The organism is Hungatella sp. SL.1.14 (assembly GCF_024460495.1).
GTDB classification, from domain to species: Bacteria; Bacillota; Clostridia; order Lachnospirales; family Lachnospiraceae; genus Hungatella; species Hungatella hathewayi.
In genome coordinates, this window is record NZ_JANFYJ010000024.1 from 59,331 (window position 1) to 78,511 (window position 19,181).

15 protein-coding genes and 1 riboswitch are annotated in these 19,181 nt (G+C 51.9%); of the genes, 2 read left to right on the plus strand and 13 right to left on the minus strand.

All coding sequences use genetic code 11. The features are described 5' to 3' along the window. Nucleotides 1-6 precede the first annotated feature (6 nt). The 5 genes from NE473_RS22730 to NE473_RS22750 are packed head-to-tail and all read right to left on the minus strand — an operon-like array spanning nt 7 to nt 7,489. The gene (locus NE473_RS22730) at nt 7-1,956 is read right to left on the minus strand and encodes an amylo-alpha-1,6-glucosidase (protein WP_055651238.1); all 1,950 of its coding nucleotides are present in this window, start codon (nt 1,954-1,956) and stop codon (nt 7-9) included. Next, a complete protein-coding gene (gene pulA / locus NE473_RS22735; protein WP_055651239.1) occupies nt 1,953-3,998 on the minus strand; it encodes a type I pullulanase in 2,046 nt (681 codons plus the stop codon). Before pulA ends, NE473_RS22730 begins: the two co-directional genes overlap by 4 nt. Nucleotides 3,999-4,001: 3 nt before the next feature. Continuing rightward, nucleotides 4,002-4,868, minus strand: coding sequence for a sugar ABC transporter permease (locus NE473_RS22740; protein WP_022032885.1), 867 nt, complete (start codon nt 4,866-4,868; stop codon nt 4,002-4,004). A 1-nt stretch (nt 4,869) separates the two neighbouring features. Next, a complete protein-coding gene (locus tag NE473_RS22745) occupies nt 4,870-6,246 on the minus strand; it encodes a carbohydrate ABC transporter permease (RefSeq protein WP_055651240.1) in 1,377 nt (458 codons plus the stop codon). Nucleotides 6,247-6,259: 13 nt separating this feature from the next. Continuing rightward, complete coding sequence (locus NE473_RS22750) at nt 6,260-7,489, minus strand: extracellular solute-binding protein (protein WP_055651241.1); 1,230 nt, start codon at nt 7,487-7,489, stop codon at nt 6,260-6,262. 330 nt (nt 7,490-7,819) lie between these two features. Between NE473_RS22750 and NE473_RS22755 the strand changes: the two genes are divergently transcribed. Next, the gene (locus tag NE473_RS22755) at nt 7,820-8,818 is read left to right on the plus strand and encodes a LacI family DNA-binding transcriptional regulator (RefSeq protein ID WP_022032888.1); all 999 of its coding nucleotides are present in this window, start codon (nt 7,820-7,822) and stop codon (nt 8,816-8,818) included. 91 nt (nt 8,819-8,909) lie between these two features. Continuing rightward, a complete protein-coding gene (locus NE473_RS22760) occupies nt 8,910-10,298 on the plus strand; it encodes a condensation domain-containing protein (RefSeq protein ID WP_055651242.1) in 1,389 nt (462 codons plus the stop codon). A gap of 99 nt (nt 10,299-10,397) precedes the next feature. On the opposite strand, the gene xdhC is transcribed toward NE473_RS22760, so the two are convergent. The 8 genes from xdhC to yedE all read right to left on the minus strand — a co-directional run bounded on the left by xdhC (nt 10,398) and on the right by yedE (nt 19,165). Continuing rightward, nucleotides 10,398-10,889 (minus strand): xanthine dehydrogenase subunit XdhC, encoded by a 492-nt coding sequence (gene xdhC / locus NE473_RS22765; protein WP_006772291.1) that lies wholly within the window; start codon nt 10,887-10,889, stop codon nt 10,398-10,400. Beyond that, nucleotides 10,882-11,769, minus strand: a complete 888-nt coding sequence (xdhB, locus tag NE473_RS22770) for a xanthine dehydrogenase subunit XdhB (protein WP_055651243.1) — start codon at nt 11,767-11,769, stop codon at nt 10,882-10,884. Before xdhB ends, xdhC begins: the two co-directional genes overlap by 8 nt. Nucleotides 11,770-11,787: 18 nt before the next feature. Beyond that, the gene (xdhA, locus tag NE473_RS22775; RefSeq protein WP_022032891.1) at nt 11,788-14,076 is read right to left on the minus strand and encodes a xanthine dehydrogenase subunit XdhA; all 2,289 of its coding nucleotides are present in this window, start codon (nt 14,074-14,076) and stop codon (nt 11,788-11,790) included. A 211-nt stretch (nt 14,077-14,287) separates the two neighbouring features. After that, nucleotides 14,288-15,682 (minus strand): NCS2 family permease, encoded by a 1,395-nt coding sequence (locus NE473_RS22780; RefSeq protein WP_055651244.1) that lies wholly within the window; start codon nt 15,680-15,682, stop codon nt 14,288-14,290. 146 nt (nt 15,683-15,828) lie between these two features. Then, nucleotides 15,829-17,109, minus strand: a complete 1,281-nt coding sequence (locus NE473_RS22785; RefSeq protein ID WP_055651245.1) for an amidohydrolase family protein — start codon at nt 17,107-17,109, stop codon at nt 15,829-15,831. 141 nt (nt 17,110-17,250) lie between these two features. Further along, nucleotides 17,251-17,346: riboswitch (purine riboswitch) on the minus strand. Nucleotides 17,347-17,587: 241 nt separating this feature from the next. Continuing rightward, entirely contained in the window at nt 17,588-17,824 is a 237-nt protein-coding gene (locus tag NE473_RS22790; protein WP_022032894.1) for a putative Se/S carrier protein, read from the minus strand. Beyond that, complete coding sequence (locus NE473_RS22795) at nt 17,825-18,040, minus strand: sulfurtransferase TusA family protein (protein WP_055651246.1); 216 nt, start codon at nt 18,038-18,040, stop codon at nt 17,825-17,827. A gap of 27 nt (nt 18,041-18,067) precedes the next feature. Then, entirely contained in the window at nt 18,068-19,165 is a 1,098-nt protein-coding gene (yedE, locus tag NE473_RS22800; RefSeq protein ID WP_055651247.1) for a YedE family putative selenium transporter, read from the minus strand. Nucleotides 19,166-19,181 lie beyond the last annotated feature (16 nt).

Consider the following 19,181-nt stretch of genomic DNA (forward strand, 5'->3'; position numbering starts at 1 on the left):
CTTTTCTCATGATCTTTCCAAAGCTTCATATACACGGAGGATTTCTCCCACACTCCACGCCTGGGCAAAACAGCCCTTCGAGGAAACGGGATTTTTCCCGTCATAGATCTCAGGCAGCTGTCCGGCGCATCCTTCCCGCATGGCGCCTTCCAAAACCTCCAGCCGGCGGTACACCTCCGCTTTTGCAGCTTCGCTGTATCCATGCACCTTCAAATACGCAAGGTAGTATCCGCCCAGCGGAAATACCCAGACCGTACCCTGATGATACGCTAAATCCCTGTCAAACTGGCTGCCTCCGTAACATGGTCTGAACTCTCTGTCATCCTCCGACAGCGTTCTCAGTCCATAAGGAGTATACAACTTTTCCGCCACAGTTTCCACCACCTGTTTCTCTTTTTCCGGAGGAAGCATGGAAAAATTCATGGAAACCGCCCAGATCTGGTTGCAGCGGATCTGGTTGTCGGGGATATCACGTTCTTCCGCCCCGGAGACCACATCCCTCAGGCAGTGCTTCTCCTCCAGCCAGAATTTCTCCTGAAACGACTGCTTTACCAATTCCGCCAGATGACCATAATGCCTGGCCGCCTCCGGGCTCTCAGTAAATTTCTCCATAATCCGCAGTGCATTGTACCAGTAGGCGTTGATCTCCACCGGTTTTCCGTGGCGCGGCGTAGGGAGTATGTCACCGATCCGCACATCCATCCAGGTTACCTGATCGAAGCCCTGTCCCGCTGTGATCAGCCCGTCTTCATCCATATGAATACCGAAATCCGTCCCTGTCTCATACTGTTTCACAATATGCTCCATGACCGGACAGCACTCTCTTACCAAGGATATGTCATTTGTCCTCTCAAAATACAGATAAACACTGTTGATAAAGAGAAGAGCCGCATCCACCGTATTATACATGGGTTCGCTGCCGCCTTCCGGGAAGAGATTCGGCATCAGCCCGTTCCTCTCCGCCTTCAAAAATGTCCTCAATATCCTCTTTGCCGTCCCGTACCGCCCTGTCGCCAGTGCACAGCCGCTCAGCGCAATCATGGTATCCCGGCCCCAGTCCTCGAAAAACGGATATCCGGCCAAAATCGTATCCCCTCCGGTGGATTCCCGGCGGGAGATAAACTGAGCCGCGCTTTTCGCCAGCATGGAAGCCGCCTCAGACTTAAAACCAGCCTGCCTCTCTAAGTCCTTTCTGTACCGGACCGCATCATCTATGATTTTTTCCGCCGTTTCCGTCACAGGCTCCGTGGAGTATACAAGCTCCAGCTTTGAACTGCCCCCGGGACCGGTGGTACAGCAGACCGCATGATTGGCCAGCGCCGTTCCCGTCTCTCGCCGTCCGTCACAGGCGTCACAGGCGTAATAGTACGTCTCAGAGACCGGTTCAAAGGTCTTCACACTGCCGCCTGCTGTAAAATAGAGCGTCATCCCCGCCGAGCTGATTCTGCCGTCTGAACAGGTAAATACCTGATCCGGGCTTAAATCGCCGCCCTTCTTCACAAACTGCATAAAGGGAATCACCTCGAGATGACACGCCTCTCTCCTGTGATTATGGATCTCATACCGGACGGCAATCGTGTTCTCCCCCTGTTTCATGGCCGTCGTCTTTATGACCTCGACCCCATCCGCGTGATAGACCCACACGGGACAGTCCTCAAACTGAAAGGAGGAGAGGCGGAGAAATCCGTCTTCCGGTTCCCTTTCACCTGCAAACTCCTGACTGGAAAGGAATACCGCTTTCTCTGCCGTTACCAGCCGCTCACACAGCCGGTGAATCATGTTGTATCTGTGATTCGGAGCTTTCATGCAGGCCATGAAAAACGCATGATCGCTGCGGGCCGACGAGCCAATCGCCGTAACCGAGGAGAAACCGCCAAGCCCGTTGGTCAGAAGGCAGCAGGTTTCCTGACCGCGTTCCAGAGTCTTAAAATCCTGTTTCCCATATATAAACTTCATCGCTCCGCCTCCTGCATGATCTCCCTTTTCTTCCCCATAATAACCGCCGAGACAGGCGGAACCATGAAAATCCCCGAATACGTCTCTCTCTGCGGCCGTCTCCACATCCCGCTGTCTCCGTCCTTTAAAAACGCCTCCCACTCCCCGGCCGGAAGCGCCATCTTAACCGGACGCCGGCGGCTGTTATAGGCAATAAAGAGCGTATCGCAGAGTCCGCCGGAACCTGTATCCTGTTTCCTGTTCCCCGTTTCCGCCTCTTTGCACCGGTTATCCACCTGAAAACTCACCACGCCTTTCCGGCCGGCATTCTTCCGGAAGATGCGTTTTCCTGCTTCCGCCGATTTATCGCAGAGGCCCGGGAGACATTTTCTCAGTGCGATTAAATCTTTGTAAAACTGAACCAGATCCTCCAATTGATACGCCCTGTTATAATCCAGGCGGTTTAAAGAAATGGGGGCGCAGAAGCTGTTGTCATTCCCCTCCTTCGTCCGGGCAAATTCCTCTCCCGACAGAAAGAACAAATGCCCCTGGCACGTAAAATAGATCGAAGCGGCCAGTTTATACGCCCTTATGACCTCCTCCGGCCTTTCGTAAAAGACGTTCCTGCCGCAGCGGCCCGTCATGGAAAGAATCAGCTTATCCCACAGAGTCAGGTTATCGTGGGCCGAAACGTAGCTTAAGATCCGTTCCGGCGAACCGGCCCGGAATGCGCCGCCTCTGTCACACCAGGCCGAAACCGCGTGCAGAATCTCCCGTTCCAGCCCTTCTCCTCCATTTACAAATCCAGGCTGCAGGGCGTCAAAGACGTGACCCTTTATCGCATCCCTCGTGTTGTCGCAGAACATGGCGACACGGGGATCCAGTCTCTTTTCCTGATCCTTAAGTGCCTGGTGGAACCCCGGTTCCATAGGAGTCCTGTCCGCGGCCCACGGCTCCCCGTAGATCAGCTTTTCACCGGCGCCGTATCTCAAATCCAGGGCGCGGCCAATCCGGTTCATCAGTTCAGTGGGAAGCAGCCCCATCAAATCAAACCGGAATCCATCCATATGGTACTCCTCCGTCCAGTAGAGGACCGAATCCAGAATAAACGATGCAGCCATCTCCCGCTCGGCGGCAAAGTCATTGCCGCATCCCGAACCGTCGGACAGGGTACCATCCTCGTTCTGGCGGTAGTAATACCACGGCGCCACGCACTGAAACGGAGAATCCGCTGAGTAGGTGTGGTTGTAAACCACATCCATGATAACGCGGAACCCGTTTCGGTGCAGTGCCTGTACCAGTTCTTTCAGCTCCGTAATGCGCACTTCCCCGCGGGAGGGATCAGAGGAATAGGACCCCTCCGGCACATTGTAAAAGACCGGATCATATCCCCAGTTAAACTGCTCCCTGTCCCCCGCCTCGTCGACCGAGCCGAAATCATAGACCGGCATCAGCTGAATATGAGTCACGCCCAGTTCCTTTAAATACCGGATACCGGTCGGATGAACGCAGTCTCCTGACAGCGTGGTATCCTCCTCCGTAAACGCCCGGTACGTTCCCCGCAACTCCTCCGGAAATCCCGCGCTCTCATCCCAGGAAAATTCTTTTACATGAAGCTCATAGATAATGTCCTCCCGCTGCCGCTCGGGAGCCCGGTCTGCCTTCCAGCCTTCCGGGTCCGTCCTCTCAAGTTCCACCGCCATGCTGCGTCTGCCGTTGGTTCCGCAGGCCTTCGCATACGGATCCGCCGTCCGGCGTGTCTCTCCGCCGGAAGTCACATCGTAATCGTAATAGGTACCGTGAAGATTTTCCTCCGTCCGGTACAGCCATACCCCCTGTTCCCCCTGTTCCATGGAGACAGAGCGCATACAGCCGCTTTCGCCGCCATCCGGGTAGAGATGAAGCTCCACCCGTTCTGCGGTTGGGCTCCACAGTTTAAACACGGTTCCATCACCACCGCAGGAAACGCCCAGGTCATGGCCGTCATATATATAATTTTTCTTAAATGTGCTGTCCGCATAGAAGCGTTTCAGCTCTCTCGCTGTCATTTTCTCTGTCGTCATAAGTTAACCTTTCACCGCCCCGGACATACCGTTGACGTAATACTTCTGCATACACAAAAACAGGACTGCAATCGGTATGGAGATCAGTACCGCGCTGGCTGCGAAGCTTGTATACCAGCTGTCAATGTATTCTTTCTCCAGCATCCTCCACAGGCCGATGGCTACGGTGTACTGGTCGGAATTGGCCCGGCAGATCACCTTTGCAAAGATAAAATCCACCCACGGTGCAATGAAGGATGTCAGTACCGTGTAAATAATAATCGGCTTGCTGAGCGGCAGTGTAATCCGTGAAAAGATCTGCCAGCGGTTGCAGCCGTCGATTAAGGCAGCCTCGTCGATCGCCCTCGGAACCGTGTCGAAGAAGCCCTTGGCGATCTGGAACGTCAGGCCTGCGCCTCCCGAATAGCAGAGAATGAGCGCCAGACGAATCAGATTCCCCTCTGTCAGCCCCAGTGCCTTTAAGATGAAATACACCGCCACCATGGACATAAATCCCGGAAACAGGCCGAGAATCATCGCCATGTTCATGTAAGGCTTCCTCATGCGGAATTTCAGTCTTGAAAGGCAGTAGGAAACTGCCAGAACGTAAAATGTGGACAGAATGCAGGAGCACACTGCGATAAACAGCGTGTTGGCAAACATTCGGGGAAAATTCAAAATGGTGGTATCTGTAAAAAGCCTGCTGTAATTAGCCAGTGTAAATGCCTTCGGGAAAAATGTGGACACATAGGACCCCTTCTCCGCACGGAAGCTGGTAAGTATCACCCACAGGATCGGAAACACCCAGACAGCCGCCAGTATGGCAAGCGCCGTGTGAACCAGAATATTATTTACAGTCCGTACCTGCTTTGCCGATCTCATCTTTTTCATCTTAGAACGCCTCCTCCTCTTTATAGGATTTGCTGTTTCTGTACGTAAACAGCGCCCCCACGGCCAGAATGATAAATGTCAGGATACCGATTACCGCGCCGATATTGTAATACTGCTTATCAATGGTCAGCTTGTAAAGCCATGTGACGAGAAGATCCGTCTTCCCCGCCGTGGATGCCAAATCCGTCACCGGATCGCCGCTGGACAGTAAGTAGATGACATTGAAATTATTCACATTGCCGGTAAAGGTGGCAATTAAATACGGTGTGGTGATATAAAGCATATACGGAAGCGTAATCTTAAAGAAGGTCTGGAAGGAATTCGCGCCATCCACTCTTGCCGCCTCGTATAAATCCTCCGGAATACTCTGAAGGACGCCTGTCAGCTGAAGCAGGGTGTAGGGAACACCGACCCAGATATTGATCACAATAATCGTCACACGGGCCCAGGTGGGATTCGTGAAAAACGGAAGGCTGGCATCCGCGCCGATCAGCCCCACATTTCTTAAAAGGACGTTGACCGCGCCGTTAGGCTGCAGCATCGTTCTCATGATCAGAAGGGACACAAACATGGGAACGGCGCAGGATAACACGAAGCAGAACCTCCAGAATCCCTTTGCCTTCGTCTCCTTCCGGTTGATGGCCATGGCCAGGATCATCCCGAAAATATAGTTGGTAAAGGTTGCAAAAAACGCCCAGACCAGAGTCCACGACAGCACGGACCAGAAGGTACTTCCCAGGATACTGCCGGAATCGAACAGCGCCCGGAAATTATCGAGTCCTACCCAGTCAAACAGGACGAGATGGTTGTCAATCTTGCTGTAATTGGTAAAGGCCATGCAGATCATAAAGATCAGCGGCAGCACGGTAAACCCGAAAATAAAGGTCAGCGGAGGAGTCATAAATAAGCGATACAGATTCTCATGAAGCAGGCTCTTTAAGTCCTCAAAAAAACTGTTCACGTGTTTTCCCGCTTTATCCAGACATTCCGCTTTGTAGGCGCTCTTCACGGCACCGTGCCATGCGGCCGCCATCAAAGCGGTCAGAAACAGCACCGCCACGCCGTACAGCAGGATCAGCACGGACTGGTCTCCCTTGGTGTACCGGTAGACCTGATTCACTTCATCCCAGATTTCCTGCTGACCCACGGTTCCCAGACTCCCCAGCATTGCAATGCAGCGAAAACCGGTTGTCATCATGAAGACCACATAGGCAGCCTCAGCCGCCAGAAACAGAAGGCCCTTCCCAACCTGTTTATGTACGATATTCCCCAGCCCCGCCAAAATCATGGAAAGCTTCGTCTCCAGGCCTCCGCGGCGCAGCGCCTCCCGAAAGGAATACGGCGTTGTAAATTCATTGATTCTATTTAACTTTCCCATTTCCCTGTCCCCCTTAGATTCCGTTGCTGTTCATCGCAGCATTCATGGCTTCCGTCTGTTCCTTCGCATTCTCATGGGTCACGCTCTTGTTCCGGATCCCTTTTCCCATATTCTCCACAGGCACCCAGCAGTTATTCATGCCTGCCACAAACGGCTGAAGAATTGACGTGCGGTTGAATGTGTCGTTCTGGGCTGTAACCAGCGCATCCGACGCGATGTCCGGATTCTCCATCAGCTCCAGATTACACGGTACCACGTTTCTCAGTTCGTAGTGAAGCTTCTGGGCCTCCGCCGATCCTAAGTAAACGGCCAGCTGGACGGCCGGCACCATATAGGAAGATTCAGGATTCACGCCTACGGCCTTGGAACCGGCATAGGACTTCATCTGCTTCTCCTCACCGTTTAGCGTGTAAGTGGGGAGTGCCGCTACTCCCATATTGCCGCCAAGAATTTCCTTCACCGACGCCATATCCCAGGAACCGGAGAAGAGCGCATGGATACTCCCGTCACGGAGCCCCGCCATCCCTGAACCGTCGGCATCCACGACAAAATTCGGATTCGCGATTAAATCAACCAGATATTCCGTAACTTCAACGGCCTTCTCCCCTCCGAAGTCCACCCCCTTTGACTCGTCTGTTCCGTCTCCGAACAGAGTACATCCGTTTCCTATATAAAATGCAGGCAGATACCAGGAGTTTGTAAATGGAAATGAAACCGTGCCCTTGGAAAGCATCGTATCGAGATTCTTAATATCTTCCTCCGAAAATACGCTCTTGTCATAGTACATATACCAGGTGTTGGTCGTAAACGGGACTCCGTAAAGCTCGCCGTCCATGGTCACGGAATTGATGACCTCCGCAGAGTTCATCGCCTCGATCTCCTCCCGGTACTTTCCTCCGAACTTCACCAGGGCGTTGGCGTCCGTCATGATCGTCAGCGTATCATTGGCATAGAGGAACACATCCGCGCTGGCCTCCGCGTCCTGGGAGACCTGATTCGCCGCCGTCGCCTCGTCCGCCACACCATACACAAACGTAATATTCCATTCCGGATGCAGTTCGGCAAAGCGCTCGCAGCTTTTTTGCAGCCACTGGCCGCTGTCCTTCGACTGATCCTCCGAAGGGGACCAGACCATCAGCCGGACTTCCTCCCCGCTTCCCTGCCCCGAAGCCGCCTTCCCGCAGCCGCTTACCACAGCCGCCGTCACAGCCAGAGCCAGAGCTAAAACCAACCCTCTCTTCATTGCATTCTTCCTCCTGATTTCTCCATAAAAGTTTCGTTATGTTTCGTATAGTTGTATCATACTCCTTCTTTTTCTGTTCGTCAACCCGTTTTTCGTTATTTTTTCCAAATTTTTCTATTAGATATTTCCGTTTTTCCATTGTATCACCATGGTATAATTCATTATTTTTTCGCCGCAGACGAAACAAGTCGAAATTTCTTATTTTATTTGCTGCCATTTTATTGCTTTTTCTCACTATTTTTACTATAATAAGAAAGTCAGCTGCAACGGCGTTCCGCCATGCAGCCGCTTATTTCGAAACGTAACGATCGATACGACTGGAGAAGAAAAATGGCAACCATAACAGATATTGCTGATAAACTGGGAATTTCCAAAGGTACGGTGTCCAAGGCCTTAAACGATGCCCCGGATATCAGCGAAACATTACGAAAAACAATTTTAGAGACAGCTGTCGAGATGGGATACACGAAAATGAGACGCAGACGAAGTGTTTCAAAAAAAGTATGTGTCCTGATCGGCGAGGGAAACATGGAATACACCTCGCCTGGCCATTTCGGCTACGATTTGATCATCGGCTTCCGCAAGATGGCGGAGCCGGCCGGCCTGACCGTGGATGTCGTCCCCTTTACCGACAAGCTGCAGAAATCCACCCCATACGACGTATTCATGCTGGAGAACGACTACATTGGTTCCTTCGTTCTCGGCATTTCCTTAAACGATGCCTGGATGAAAGATTTCCGGACAAGCCACACCCCGGCGGTACTCTTTGACAACGACATCAAGGGCAATCCGGCCGTCGCCAGCGTAGGCGTCGATAATAATGAAGGGATGGAGCTGGCGGTGGAATACTTAAAAAGCCTGGGCCACAAAAAGATCGGCTACTTAAGCGGCGCTCTGGGCTCCCAGGTCTTTCTGCTCCGTCACAGGGCCTTCTATGGAGCGCTTAAACAAAACGGCCTTTCCTCGGACCCGCAGCTCTCCGGAAGCTCCTATTACATCTCCGAATGTATCCAGAAGCACCTGCCGCGGCTCTTAGACCGCGGCGTAACCGCGATTGTATGCAGCCACGACCAGCTGGCCAACGCTGCTTTAGTCCAGCTTAAGGAGCTGGGAAAGCGAGTTCCGGAGGAGTTAAGTATCATCGGCTTTGACGACCTCCCGATCAGCCCTTACACCGATCCCCCTCTCACCACCATCCGCCAGGACCGCCCAAAGCTGGGCAAATGCGGATACTACGCTCTCGACAGCCTCTTAAATGACGTACCGATCGGCACCATTCTCCTGCATTCCCAGCTGGTGATGCGGGGATCCTGCGGCCCAATCCAATAGAGAAAGGACTGCTGAACAAAGATGGTATTTGCCTTCCCCATTGCACATATACTGTAACACCTATGCATCATAAGAAAGGCTGTGTGACTCCATGGCATACCATCTCTATCCCCTTACGGCTTCCCAGCGTATGCTTCAGAACGCTTGCGAAGAATTCGGCACGACTCAGGTCCTTACCATCGGCGTGTGTGTTTCCATACGCATGCCGGTGGATTTTTCTCTGTTAAAGGCATGTCTGACGGAAGAGACCGAACGTCTCGACTGTCTGCGGGTTCAGCTTACCTCCCCTGACAGGGAAGGCGGAATCCGCCAGTACATCGTTCCTGAACACACTCCCGATATCACCTACCGGAATCTGAAGGATAAAACCAAAGCGGAGATCAAAGACCTGATGACCTCCTGGAGCACCATTGGCTTCGAGAAGGCAGACGCCCCTCTCCACCGCTATGTCATGGTATCCCTTCCCGGCGGCTTTAACGGTGTCTATCTCTGCATCGACCACCGCATCATGGATTCCGCAGGGCTGATTTCCATGATGAACGATACCTTCCGGCTGTACTGCCACTATCTTTACGGAGCCCCTGTCCCGGCCATGCCCGCGCGTTATGAAGAAGTCCTGCAGTCCGATTTAAAACGGGAACAGGATTCCCTGAGACAGGAGAAGGATCTCGCCTTCTGGAAGCAGCTGCTGACGGCGGGAGAGCCCGTCTATACCGATTTTGGCGGTTCCCGGACGCTGGAGCAGAGCCGTCTCCGCCACGGCATGCCTGGCCTTCGGGCGGCCGACCGGGTCATACAGCCTATGGAGGGCGATATGGCGCGTTTTACCCTGTCCAAAAAGGAAACAGCCCGCCTGCAGTCCTTTTGCCGGGAACATTCGGTGTCCATGACGAATCTGTTTCTCATGTCCATGCGCACCGCTCTGTCCTTCACTAATGGGGAGGAAAGGGATGTCACCATCCGCAACTACATATCACGCCGCACTTCAAGGCAGAGCCGCACCTGCGGGGGCTGCCGGATTCATTGTTACCCCTGCCGCACCGTGATCTCCCCCGACACGCCTTTTCTAAGCGGAATCCGGCAGATCACCTCCTGTCAAAACAGCATTTACCGCCACAGCAATATGGATCCGGAAACGGTAAACAGGCTCTTTGCCGATACCTTTCCCATGCCGCCGCTCACCACCTACGAGGGAGCCGCACTGACTTATCAGCCGCTTCCCCTCTCCTCCTCCAACCCGTGGCTGAATCGCATCCCGCTGAGAACCGAATGGTTCTCAAACAGGGCGGATATCCAGAAGCTCTACTTAACCGTCATGCAGACCTCATGCGATCAGGGGCTTGACTTCTATTTCAAATACCAGAAGGCCGAGCTTGGAAAATCAGATATCGACGCTGTCTATGAACTTCTTTCAGCGGTCCTCTCCCTCGGAGTTCGCCGTGAATCGCTTCCTGTAGGGGAATTGATGCGGCAGCTGTGACGCCAAAAAGCCGGAGCCGGGACACTCTCCCAAATGTCCCGGCTCCGGCTTTTTGCTCTCTATGAAACACGTTTAACCAAAAGTTTTCCGCTTCTCCCTTTAATCCTCTTTTCCAACGACCTTATAGGTCTCTTCCACGATTCTCTCCATGGCGTTTAAGATATTCTCATATCCCGTGCACCGGCAGAGATGACCGGATATCATCTTCCTCAGTTCCTCGCGGTTGTACCGTTTGCCGGTTCCCACGATCTCCACTGCGGTCATAATCAGGCCCGGTGTACAGAAGCCGCACTGAACAGCCGCTTCCTCCACAAATGCCTTTTGAATCGGACTCAGTTCGCCGTTAGGACCTTTTAAGCCCTCTACCGTCATGATCCGGCGGCCTTCCGCCCACATGGTTAAGTAGATACAGCTGTCGATGGCCTCGCCGTCCACCAGGACAGTACAGGCGCCGCACTCTCCAACCTCACAGCCTTTTTTCACGCTGGTAAGGCCCAGACGGTTTCTCAGCGTCTCCAGTAAGGATTCCCTGTCGTCTACTGCCACCTCAACCTCTTTATCGTTGACAATCATATGAACAATCTTAAGCATTGCACTCACCCCCTGCATTTATAATCGCCTGTTTCAGGGCACGTTTTGCCATCTCTTCGATGAGCTGTAAACGGAATTCCTTGGAAGCTCTCCAGCTGGTACGCGGATTTACTTCCTCCAGAACGCTCTTGCCCAGTGTCCCAAACAGCTCGTTTCCGATTTCCATGCCTTTTACCTTTTCCTCTGCCTTAAAACAGCGGATGGGGGTCGGAGCGGCGACACCGTAGCCGATGTGTATTTCTTCGATGTGTTTCTTATCTCCGGTCAGTTTTACCGTGACCGCACAGCCCATGGTAGCGATCTCCATGGCGTTTCTCTTGCCGTACTTGATGTAATGGCCGCCAAATCCTTCATACGATTCCTTTTTAATCTTAATCGCCGTCAGGATCTCATCATGCTTCCGAACCGTCTTTCCCGGACCGGTATACCACTCGCGGATCGGTATCTCCCGCACTCCCTCCGGTCCTTCCACCACCAGAATGGCGTCGAGGCAGCAGAGTGACGATGCGCTGTCCGCACTGGTCACACCGTTGCAGACATTGCCGCCCACCGTACCGATGTTGCGCAGCTGCGGTCCGCCTGCCTGATCCACGGCGTCCCCTAAAATCGGGATATACTTCTGAATGATCCTGTTATTGGTCACATGGGAAAATGTAGTCGCCGGACCGATAACGATGGTGCCGTCCTCTTCCATTCTCACGCCTTCCAGCTCTTTGATTCCGTGAATGCTGACCAGGGAACATCCGGCAAGCCTGCCCTCCCTGATCTTAATGAGCACGTCGCTGCCGCCGGAAATGACGACGGCCTCCGGGTCTTCCTTCAAGGCACGGATCGCATCCCCTATATCTTTTGCCTGGTATAATTTTTCAATATCATACATGGATTATCACCGTCCCTTCTATATCAGTTCCGCTGCCTTAAAATGAGCCACAAGCTTCTGCGGGTCAAGAGGCAGGGAATCTACCGCTACACCAGTTGCATTTAACACTGCGTTCCGGATGGCCGGTGCGACCGGAATGGCCGGCGGCTCCCCTAACGCTTTATTTCCAAATGGACCCGTCGGATCGTCCAGTTCCACAAATTGTACATGGAGATCCGGCGTGTCCATGGAGGTAGGCAGTTTGTAGTCCAGCAGGTTGTCATTTAACGGCCTGCCGTTCTTATCAAAGAGAAGTTCTTCACTGAGCGCGTATCCGAGTCCCATGCTCATGCCGCCGTGTACCTGTGCCTCAGCCAGCTTCGGATTAATCAGCGTGCCGCTGTCGTGAACATTGACAATGTTAGTCACCTTCACCTTGCCAAGCGGCATATCCACTTCCACCTCTGCAAAACAGGCGCCTGTTGCAAAGGTATTGTCCTTGCAGTGGCTGGTCGCCTCCGCCGTGATGTGGATGGAACGGTCGAGGCTGTAGAACGCCGTCGTCGCAAGCTCGGCCATATCGAGAAGCTTTTCTCCGCTTTCTTTATCGACTACCACGTTATTACGGATATCCATGGAGTCCTTCTCTTTATCCAGCATGTATGCCGCATAATCCAGAATTTTGTCCTTGAAAATGAGTCCGGCCTTCTTCACGGCCATACCGCTGACATACGTCTGCCGGGATGCGTAAGCGCCCGTATCAAACGGTGTGATATCCGTATCCTGGGTGGAAAGGATGTGAACTCTGTCCTCCGTAATTCCGGTTGTCTCCGCCGCCATCTGGGTAAATACGGTATCCGCGCCCTGGCCGATCTCTGTAGCGCCCATCTGCAGCTGCATGGAGCCATCCTGGTTCAGAATCATACGGCAGGAAGCAGTCTCCAGAGAGATCGGGTAAACGCCTGTCTTATAACAGAAGATCGCCATGCCAATTCCTTTTCTGACAGGACCGGTCTGATTCTCATACTCTTTCCGTTTTTCATCCCAGTGAATATAGTTCCGGCCCTTTTCCATACATTCCTTTAAGCCGTATGTATTACATGCAACGTGGGTATGAGGATCTACATAGCCCTCCGGCATACAGTTTTTCATTCTGAATTCCAGCGGGTCCATATGAATGGCCGCGGCCAGGTCATCCGCCATACATTCCGCCGCAAATGCCGCCTGCGGAATTCCGTATCCTCTCATGGCGCCGCCTGTGGTAATGTTTGTATAGACGGTATATGCGTCGGATTCCAGTGTTTTCTCATCGTGATAAATCTGCTTAAACTCATTGGATGTGTTTGCCACAATCGCATGGGCATGGGACGCGTAACCGCCCTGGTTGGAATACGCCTCAAATTTTCTCGCCACCAGCGTGCCGTCCTTTTTGACAGCCGCCTTCACATGGCATTTAATGGCATGGCGCACTCTCGTGCAGGCCAGAGTCTCTTCCCTGGAAATCTCCATACGGACGCCCCTTCCGCCCACCTGGGTGCAGAGGAACGCATTTAACGGTTCGTACAGAACGTCCTGCTTGTTGCCGAAACCGCCGCCGATATAAGGCTTGATCACGCGGATTTCACCGGCCGGGATTCCCAGCGCCTGGCTGATGACACGCCGTACGATATGAGGAATCTGCGTCGATGTCGTCACCACAATTCTGCCTTTTTCCATGTAGGCAAAGGAAATCGGAGTCTCGATATGGCAGTGCTGAACGCTCTGCGTCTCATAGACATGATCAATCTCCACCACGTCCTCGCCTTCCACCGCCTCCTTATAGGTTCCTTCCCCTACAACAAAGCTGGAATGTGCGATCACGTTGCCCGGCTTCTCCTCATGGAGCACCGTGGCGCCCTCGGCCATGGCTGCCTCGACGGTGAGCATGGGCTCGTACTCCTCATACTCTGCCTTTACCAGACGTGCCGCGCGGTTTGCCGCGATCTCATCCTCGGCAATGACTGCCGCGATATCGTCGCCGTAGACGCGTACTCTGGTGTTTAACAGCTTTCTGTCCGCAATATCCTGATGTGCGGTCTCCACAGACCACGGATGGCCCGGCGTCGGAAACTGGATATCCGGAACGTCAAAACACGTAACGATCTTAACGACTCCCGGTACAGCCAGCGCCTCCTCCAAGTCAAAGCTTTTTACTACACCATTGGCAATTGTGCTTCTTACGACCTTAGCCACAAGAAGTCCTTTGGGTTCCAAATCCGCTGTATATTTAGCGCCGCCGGTCACTTTCTCGATGGCGTCAACGCGGACCATGTTATTACCAACTCCCATGGTATCCTACCTCCTGTTTCTTTTATTCTCCTGCTAATCAGGCTTCCGGCTGTTTCCCGTTCTTAAAAAATAAGAAAAGCTGGCAGCGACGAGACTTTTTCAGGACAATTTCGTCCATCAAAGTGATGTCGCCGCCAGCCGTTTGACAGTGTCTACATGACCGGTTCTCCTGATTTGCTCAGGCTGCTATTTTCAGTTGCTCTATATATTATTAAATCAATATATATTTTAGTACAAACAGTACCGCCAGAACATACATCAGCGTACTGATCTTCTTCTCCTTTGCATGGCCTGTCACCAGGTTGATTACTACATAGGAGATAACGCCCATGGCAATACCTTCAGAAATGCTGTACATAAACGGCATTGCGATGATTGCGATGTAGCACGGAATCGCTTCGGTAAAATCGTTGAAGTCGATCTTGGTAATGGAGGTAAGCATTAAGAAGCCTACTACTACCAAAGCCGGAGCCGTCGCGAAGGACGGAATGGCTAAGAAAATCGGGGACAGGAATAAGGATAAGCCGAATAAAATGGCTGCTACCACTGCCGTTAAACCTGTTCTGCCGCCTTCGGAAACGCCGGAAGCGCTCTCTACGAAGGTAGTGGTTGTGGAGGTACCGAATAACGCACCTACCGATGTACCGACGGCGTCTGCCATCAAAGCGCCCTTGATGCGCGGAAGCTTTCCGTCTTTATCAAGCATGTCGGCCTTGGAAGCAACACCAATCAGCGTTCCTAACGTATCAAACATATCTACAAACAGGAATGCAAACATGACGACCACAAAGTCAAGCGACAGTACCCTGGAGAAATCTACCTTTAAGAAGGTTGGAGCCATGCTCTTGATTCCAAAACCGGAGGATAAATCCGGGAATACACTGTACATGCCGAGTTCCGGGTTCGGCTGATATAAGCCAACCGCCTGGCAGATCATTCCGAGGATCCAGGTTGCCAGGATTCCCCATAAGATATTGCCCTTTACATTCTTAACAACTAAAATCGCGGTGATCAGAATACCGATGATCGCTAATAAAACAGTAATTCCTACGGAATTGAAGGTTCCATCACTTAAAGCACCCTTAAAGGAGTAAACAGAAACAAGTGTTGCACCGTCCACAACGATTTTCGCGTTCTGAAGACCGATAAATGCGATAAACAGACCGATACCAACGGATACCGCGTGTTTTAAGTTCATCGGGATCGCATTGAAGATCGCTTCACGCACATTGGTGAGAGACAGAAGGATAAAGATGAGACCTTCTACGAATACGGCCGCCAGTGCCATCTCCCAGGTGTAGCCCATGTTTAAAACAACCGTGTATGCGAAGTATGCATTTAATCCCATACCAGGTGCAAGTACAAAAGGATAGTTTGCAAATACTGCCATTAACAGTGTCGCTACCAGCGCCGCCAGTGCTGTTGCCGTAAATACGGCTCCGCTGTCCATACCTGCCGCACTTAAAATGCTCGGGTTGACTGCGAGTATGTAAGCCATGGTCATAAAAGTGGTGATACCGGCTACTACTTCAGTCTTGACATCCGTGTGGTTCGCTGACAAATGGAACATTTTCTCTAAAAAGTTCTCGTTTCCCTTCGTTTCCATACTTCCTACCTCCTTGATAGTTGAATGATTTTCGTTTATATAACAGAGCAGCCCCACGCAGCTCATTATATATTGGTTTCTTTCGTATATGGAACTATTTGAATTTCAATATTCAGTTGTAATTCAATCCATTTTTATTCATTATATCAAAAAATCCGTTTTCCCGCTACGATCTTTCCTTTTATGTGCCTCTCATCGGACAGATAGATAAAACGCTCCAGCCTCTCTTTTAAAGTAAGCGGCTGTGGATGGCGAATTGCACTGTCATCAAGGATCAACGCATCAAATTCGTAGCCTTCCATGAAACTTCCGACCTTTCCAAAGAATGAGCCTCCGCCCAGGGTTCCCAGATAGAAGGCCTCTTCCACGGTAAGCGGCTTTAAGCCGGTATCCTGAAGTCTCCATCTCAGCTTTGACACCTGTATCGCATGGGCCATGGCATAGAAAATGGATTCCCTGCTGCCGCCGGCCACGTCAGAGCCCAGCCCCGTGTGAACTCCCCGGTCCAGATATTCTCTCACCGGCGCTACACCGGATGACAGATTTGTATTGGATTCAGGGCAGTGGGCGACGTATACGCCCCGTTCCCTCATTAACTCAATCTCCGCCTCTGTCGAGGATACGCAGTGAGCCATAATTGTCTTTACACCGCCTCCGAACAGGCCAAACTGATCGTAGGCATCGCCGTAGAAGCGTGATTCCGGACAGAGTTCCTGTACCCATGCAATCTCACCCTGATTCTCAGATAAATGAGACTGAACCGGAAGGTCATACTTCTTCTGAATCGCTTTTAACTTTCTCATCAGGTCATCCGTACAGGACGGTATAAAACGCGGCGTCAGAATCGGACGGACGTTCTCGTACTTTCCCGCCGTGTCCTCCAGCCACTTCACCGTATCGGCCGCGGACTGCTCCGCGCTCTCTTCACACAGATACTCCGGTGAGTTCCGGTCCATGTTGACCTTGCCGATCATGGTCTTTAATCCGGTTTCCTCCATCAGATCCATGAGAAGCTCCGTCGCCTGATTGTGGATGGTGGCGAATATACAGGCTCTCGTGGTCGCGCTGTTCTTCATGGCATCAGCAAAAATTCCATAGGCGCTCTTCGCGTACTCTAAGTCGCGGTACTTGGATTCCTCCGGAAACGTGTTGGTATTCAGCCAGTCCAGAAGCTCTAAATCCATTCCCAGGCCGCGGAACGCGTACTGCGGTGCATGGACATGTAAATCCACAAGCCCCGGTGTGATGATCTGATCGCCGCAGTCGGTTACCGGATACGATGCATATTCCTCCGGCAGCGTCTCGAAAACTCCGGCACACAGCCCTTCCTTACAGACAAGCCATCCTGCCTCCACCAGTTTTAAGTTCTTCGCATCTTCACTGTAGCAGATGTTTCCCTTCAGTACAAAATTCTTATCTCCGGTCATTTTCCCTCCTATTCCGTATTCCTGTTATAGGAGAGACAGCTAAAAACCGCGTCCGGACGACTTCCATTTCAAAAAAAAACCACCGTCACCCCTATAATTTTCACATGACTGGTGTCTTATGCAGTCTTTACTGATCGTGCTGACAGTCATGCAAAAACTTATAGACAACTATTACGGTAGTTGGTAGAAACGCTCAACCAATTATGAGCATATATAAGTTTTGTTGAATACTTATCTCTATTAAATTTTCTGACCTCTGACAGTTTGAGTCTACCATATTGTACAACTATTTGTCAATACTATTTTCATTTTTGTGCATTTTTCTTTATTTCCGTCCTTTAGAAGGATATTTTGAATACAATTCAGGCAGAGTACTTATAGTTATTTTCTATAAGTCTAAAAATTTATCAGGTTTTCTTCCGCGCCGGCCGCATCAGAAAAGGCGGCCGGAATTCTGACCGCCTTTTCTATCCCTGAATCAAATCAGATACACGCCAACCGCCTCATAATGCAGCCCGTGTTCCTCCATATACGTTAAAACCATCTCTTCCAGCTCTGCAGCGGCACAGTAGGCCAATCCGCATCCGGAAGAAATCTGGCGCGGAACCGGAATCAGACGGCCCGGAATTTTGCCGTTTAAACAGGCTTTCTCCATCGCGATCGCTTCCGCCGTTGTATGGAACGTCACGATCACTTTATTTTCTTTCTGCCTCATCTATCTCTGTCCTTCTATCGTCAGTTCGAACTCCGAACCAGTCTCTTTTACCAGTACGGTAAGTCCTCTGTTCTTCACAAACTTTTCTACATTCGTTCTGGAATGCGGCTCGCTCACCAGAACCTTTATCTGCTCTCCCGGGTGGGATTCAAGCGCTTCCGATACCAGCATTAACGGTTCGGGGCACGATAAGCCTCTTGCGTCTACCTCATACATGTGGGGTTCCTCCTGATCTCTGTTCTTCTATTTTTTCTCCCGCTGAATTCCCGGCAGAAAACCAATGGCAAACAGCACCGCAATACAGATGATGACCGCGGCTTTTCCGGCTGTTCCCGGGCCTCCTGCTGCCGCCGGCGAGGTGTCCGTCGCTGCCGCTGCCGCCGCTCCGGCAAGTCCGAAGTTATGGCAGAGGGCCGCTCCGATGAACATTCCCAGGAAGGTGACAGCGGAATCGGAAGAGCCCTGTCCCGCCAGAACCAGCTGCCTGAGTGGACATCCGCCTGCAAGCACGGCTGCAAATCCAACCACATACATACCGAGTATATTCCACAAATGCTGTGCATGGGCTACCGGCTGACCGTCGAAGGAAAGCTTAAAGCCTCCGGTTACCATGTTAAACAGAAGCATCACTGCGAAAAATGCTCCGATAATTGTTATTAAATCAAAGTTTTTCATTAATATCACATCACGGAAGCTTCCGGCAAAGCAGGTCCTGCATTTCTGTGAGACGGCTCCGAATACCAGTCCGCCCACAAGTGCGATGAGTACAGGCGCGTGCATGCTTCCCGGCCCCTTCTCGCTGACCGCCATCAGGCTCGTCGTCACGCTCAAGATCAGTATGAGAACCAGAAGAACAGGCAGAACATATCCGCTGGCGCTTCGTGATTCATACGATCTTCCCAGGCTGAAGCCCCTCTTAAGTGCAGCTGTTCCGGTAAAAACACCGCCCACAAAGCCAGCCAGCGCCACATAGGCGTTCAAATCGCCTGCCGACATACGGATCAGCATACGCAGCGGACAGCCCAGAAATACAAGGGCGCCGGTCATCATGACCATCCCCAGCACAAACCGTATCATCGGTGAAGAGCCTGCCGTGGAGCGGTATTCTTTTGTAATCAGAGAGATTAAGAACGCCCCGGCCACAATTCCGGCAATCTCAGGCCGCACATACTGTACCACCGCCGCCTGGTGTAATTTCATGGCTCCCGCTGTATCACGGATAAAGCAGGCGATACAGATTGCCATGTTCTTCGGGTTTCCGAAGAAGGCCAGCGCCGCCGCCGTGATCCCCAGCATTACCCCCGATAGCGCCAGTGTTTTTTTCGATTCCGTCAAATTCATGTTGTCCCCCTTTTCA

Coding starts and splice junctions, on each gene's coding strand:
- NE473_RS22730 (WP_055651238.1), bottom strand. CDS start 1,956: ATGAAGTTTATATATGGGAAACAGGATTTTAAGACTCTGGAACGCGGT.
- pulA (WP_055651239.1), bottom strand. CDS start 3,998: ATGACGACAGAGAAAATGACAGCGAGAGAGCTGAAACGCTTCTATGCG.
- NE473_RS22740 (WP_022032885.1), bottom strand. CDS start 4,868: ATGAAAAAGATGAGATCGGCAAAGCAGGTACGGACTGTAAATAATATT.
- NE473_RS22745 (WP_055651240.1), bottom strand. CDS start 6,246: ATGGGAAAGTTAAATAGAATCAATGAATTTACAACGCCGTATTCCTTT.
- NE473_RS22750 (WP_055651241.1), bottom strand. CDS start 7,489: ATGAAGAGAGGGTTGGTTTTAGCTCTGGCTCTGGCTGTGACGGCGGCT.
- NE473_RS22755 (WP_022032888.1), top strand. CDS start 7,820: ATGGCAACCATAACAGATATTGCTGATAAACTGGGAATTTCCAAAGGT.
- NE473_RS22760 (WP_055651242.1), top strand. CDS start 8,910: ATGGCATACCATCTCTATCCCCTTACGGCTTCCCAGCGTATGCTTCAG.
- xdhC (WP_006772291.1), bottom strand. CDS start 10,889: ATGCTTAAGATTGTTCATATGATTGTCAACGATAAAGAGGTTGAGGTG.
- xdhB (WP_055651243.1), bottom strand. CDS start 11,769: ATGTATGATATTGAAAAATTATACCAGGCAAAAGATATAGGGGATGCG.
- xdhA (WP_022032891.1), bottom strand. CDS start 14,076: ATGGGAGTTGGTAATAACATGGTCCGCGTTGACGCCATCGAGAAAGTG.
- NE473_RS22780 (WP_055651244.1), bottom strand. CDS start 15,682: ATGGAAACGAAGGGAAACGAGAACTTTTTAGAGAAAATGTTCCATTTG.
- NE473_RS22785 (WP_055651245.1), bottom strand. CDS start 17,109: ATGACCGGAGATAAGAATTTTGTACTGAAGGGAAACATCTGCTACAGT.
- NE473_RS22790 (WP_022032894.1), bottom strand. CDS start 17,824: ATGAGGCAGAAAGAAAATAAAGTGATCGTGACGTTCCATACAACGGCG.
- NE473_RS22795 (WP_055651246.1), bottom strand. CDS start 18,040: ATGTATGAGGTAGACGCAAGAGGCTTATCGTGCCCCGAACCGTTAATG.
- yedE (WP_055651247.1), bottom strand. CDS start 19,165: ATGAATTTGACGGAATCGAAAAAAACACTGGCGCTATCGGGGGTAATG.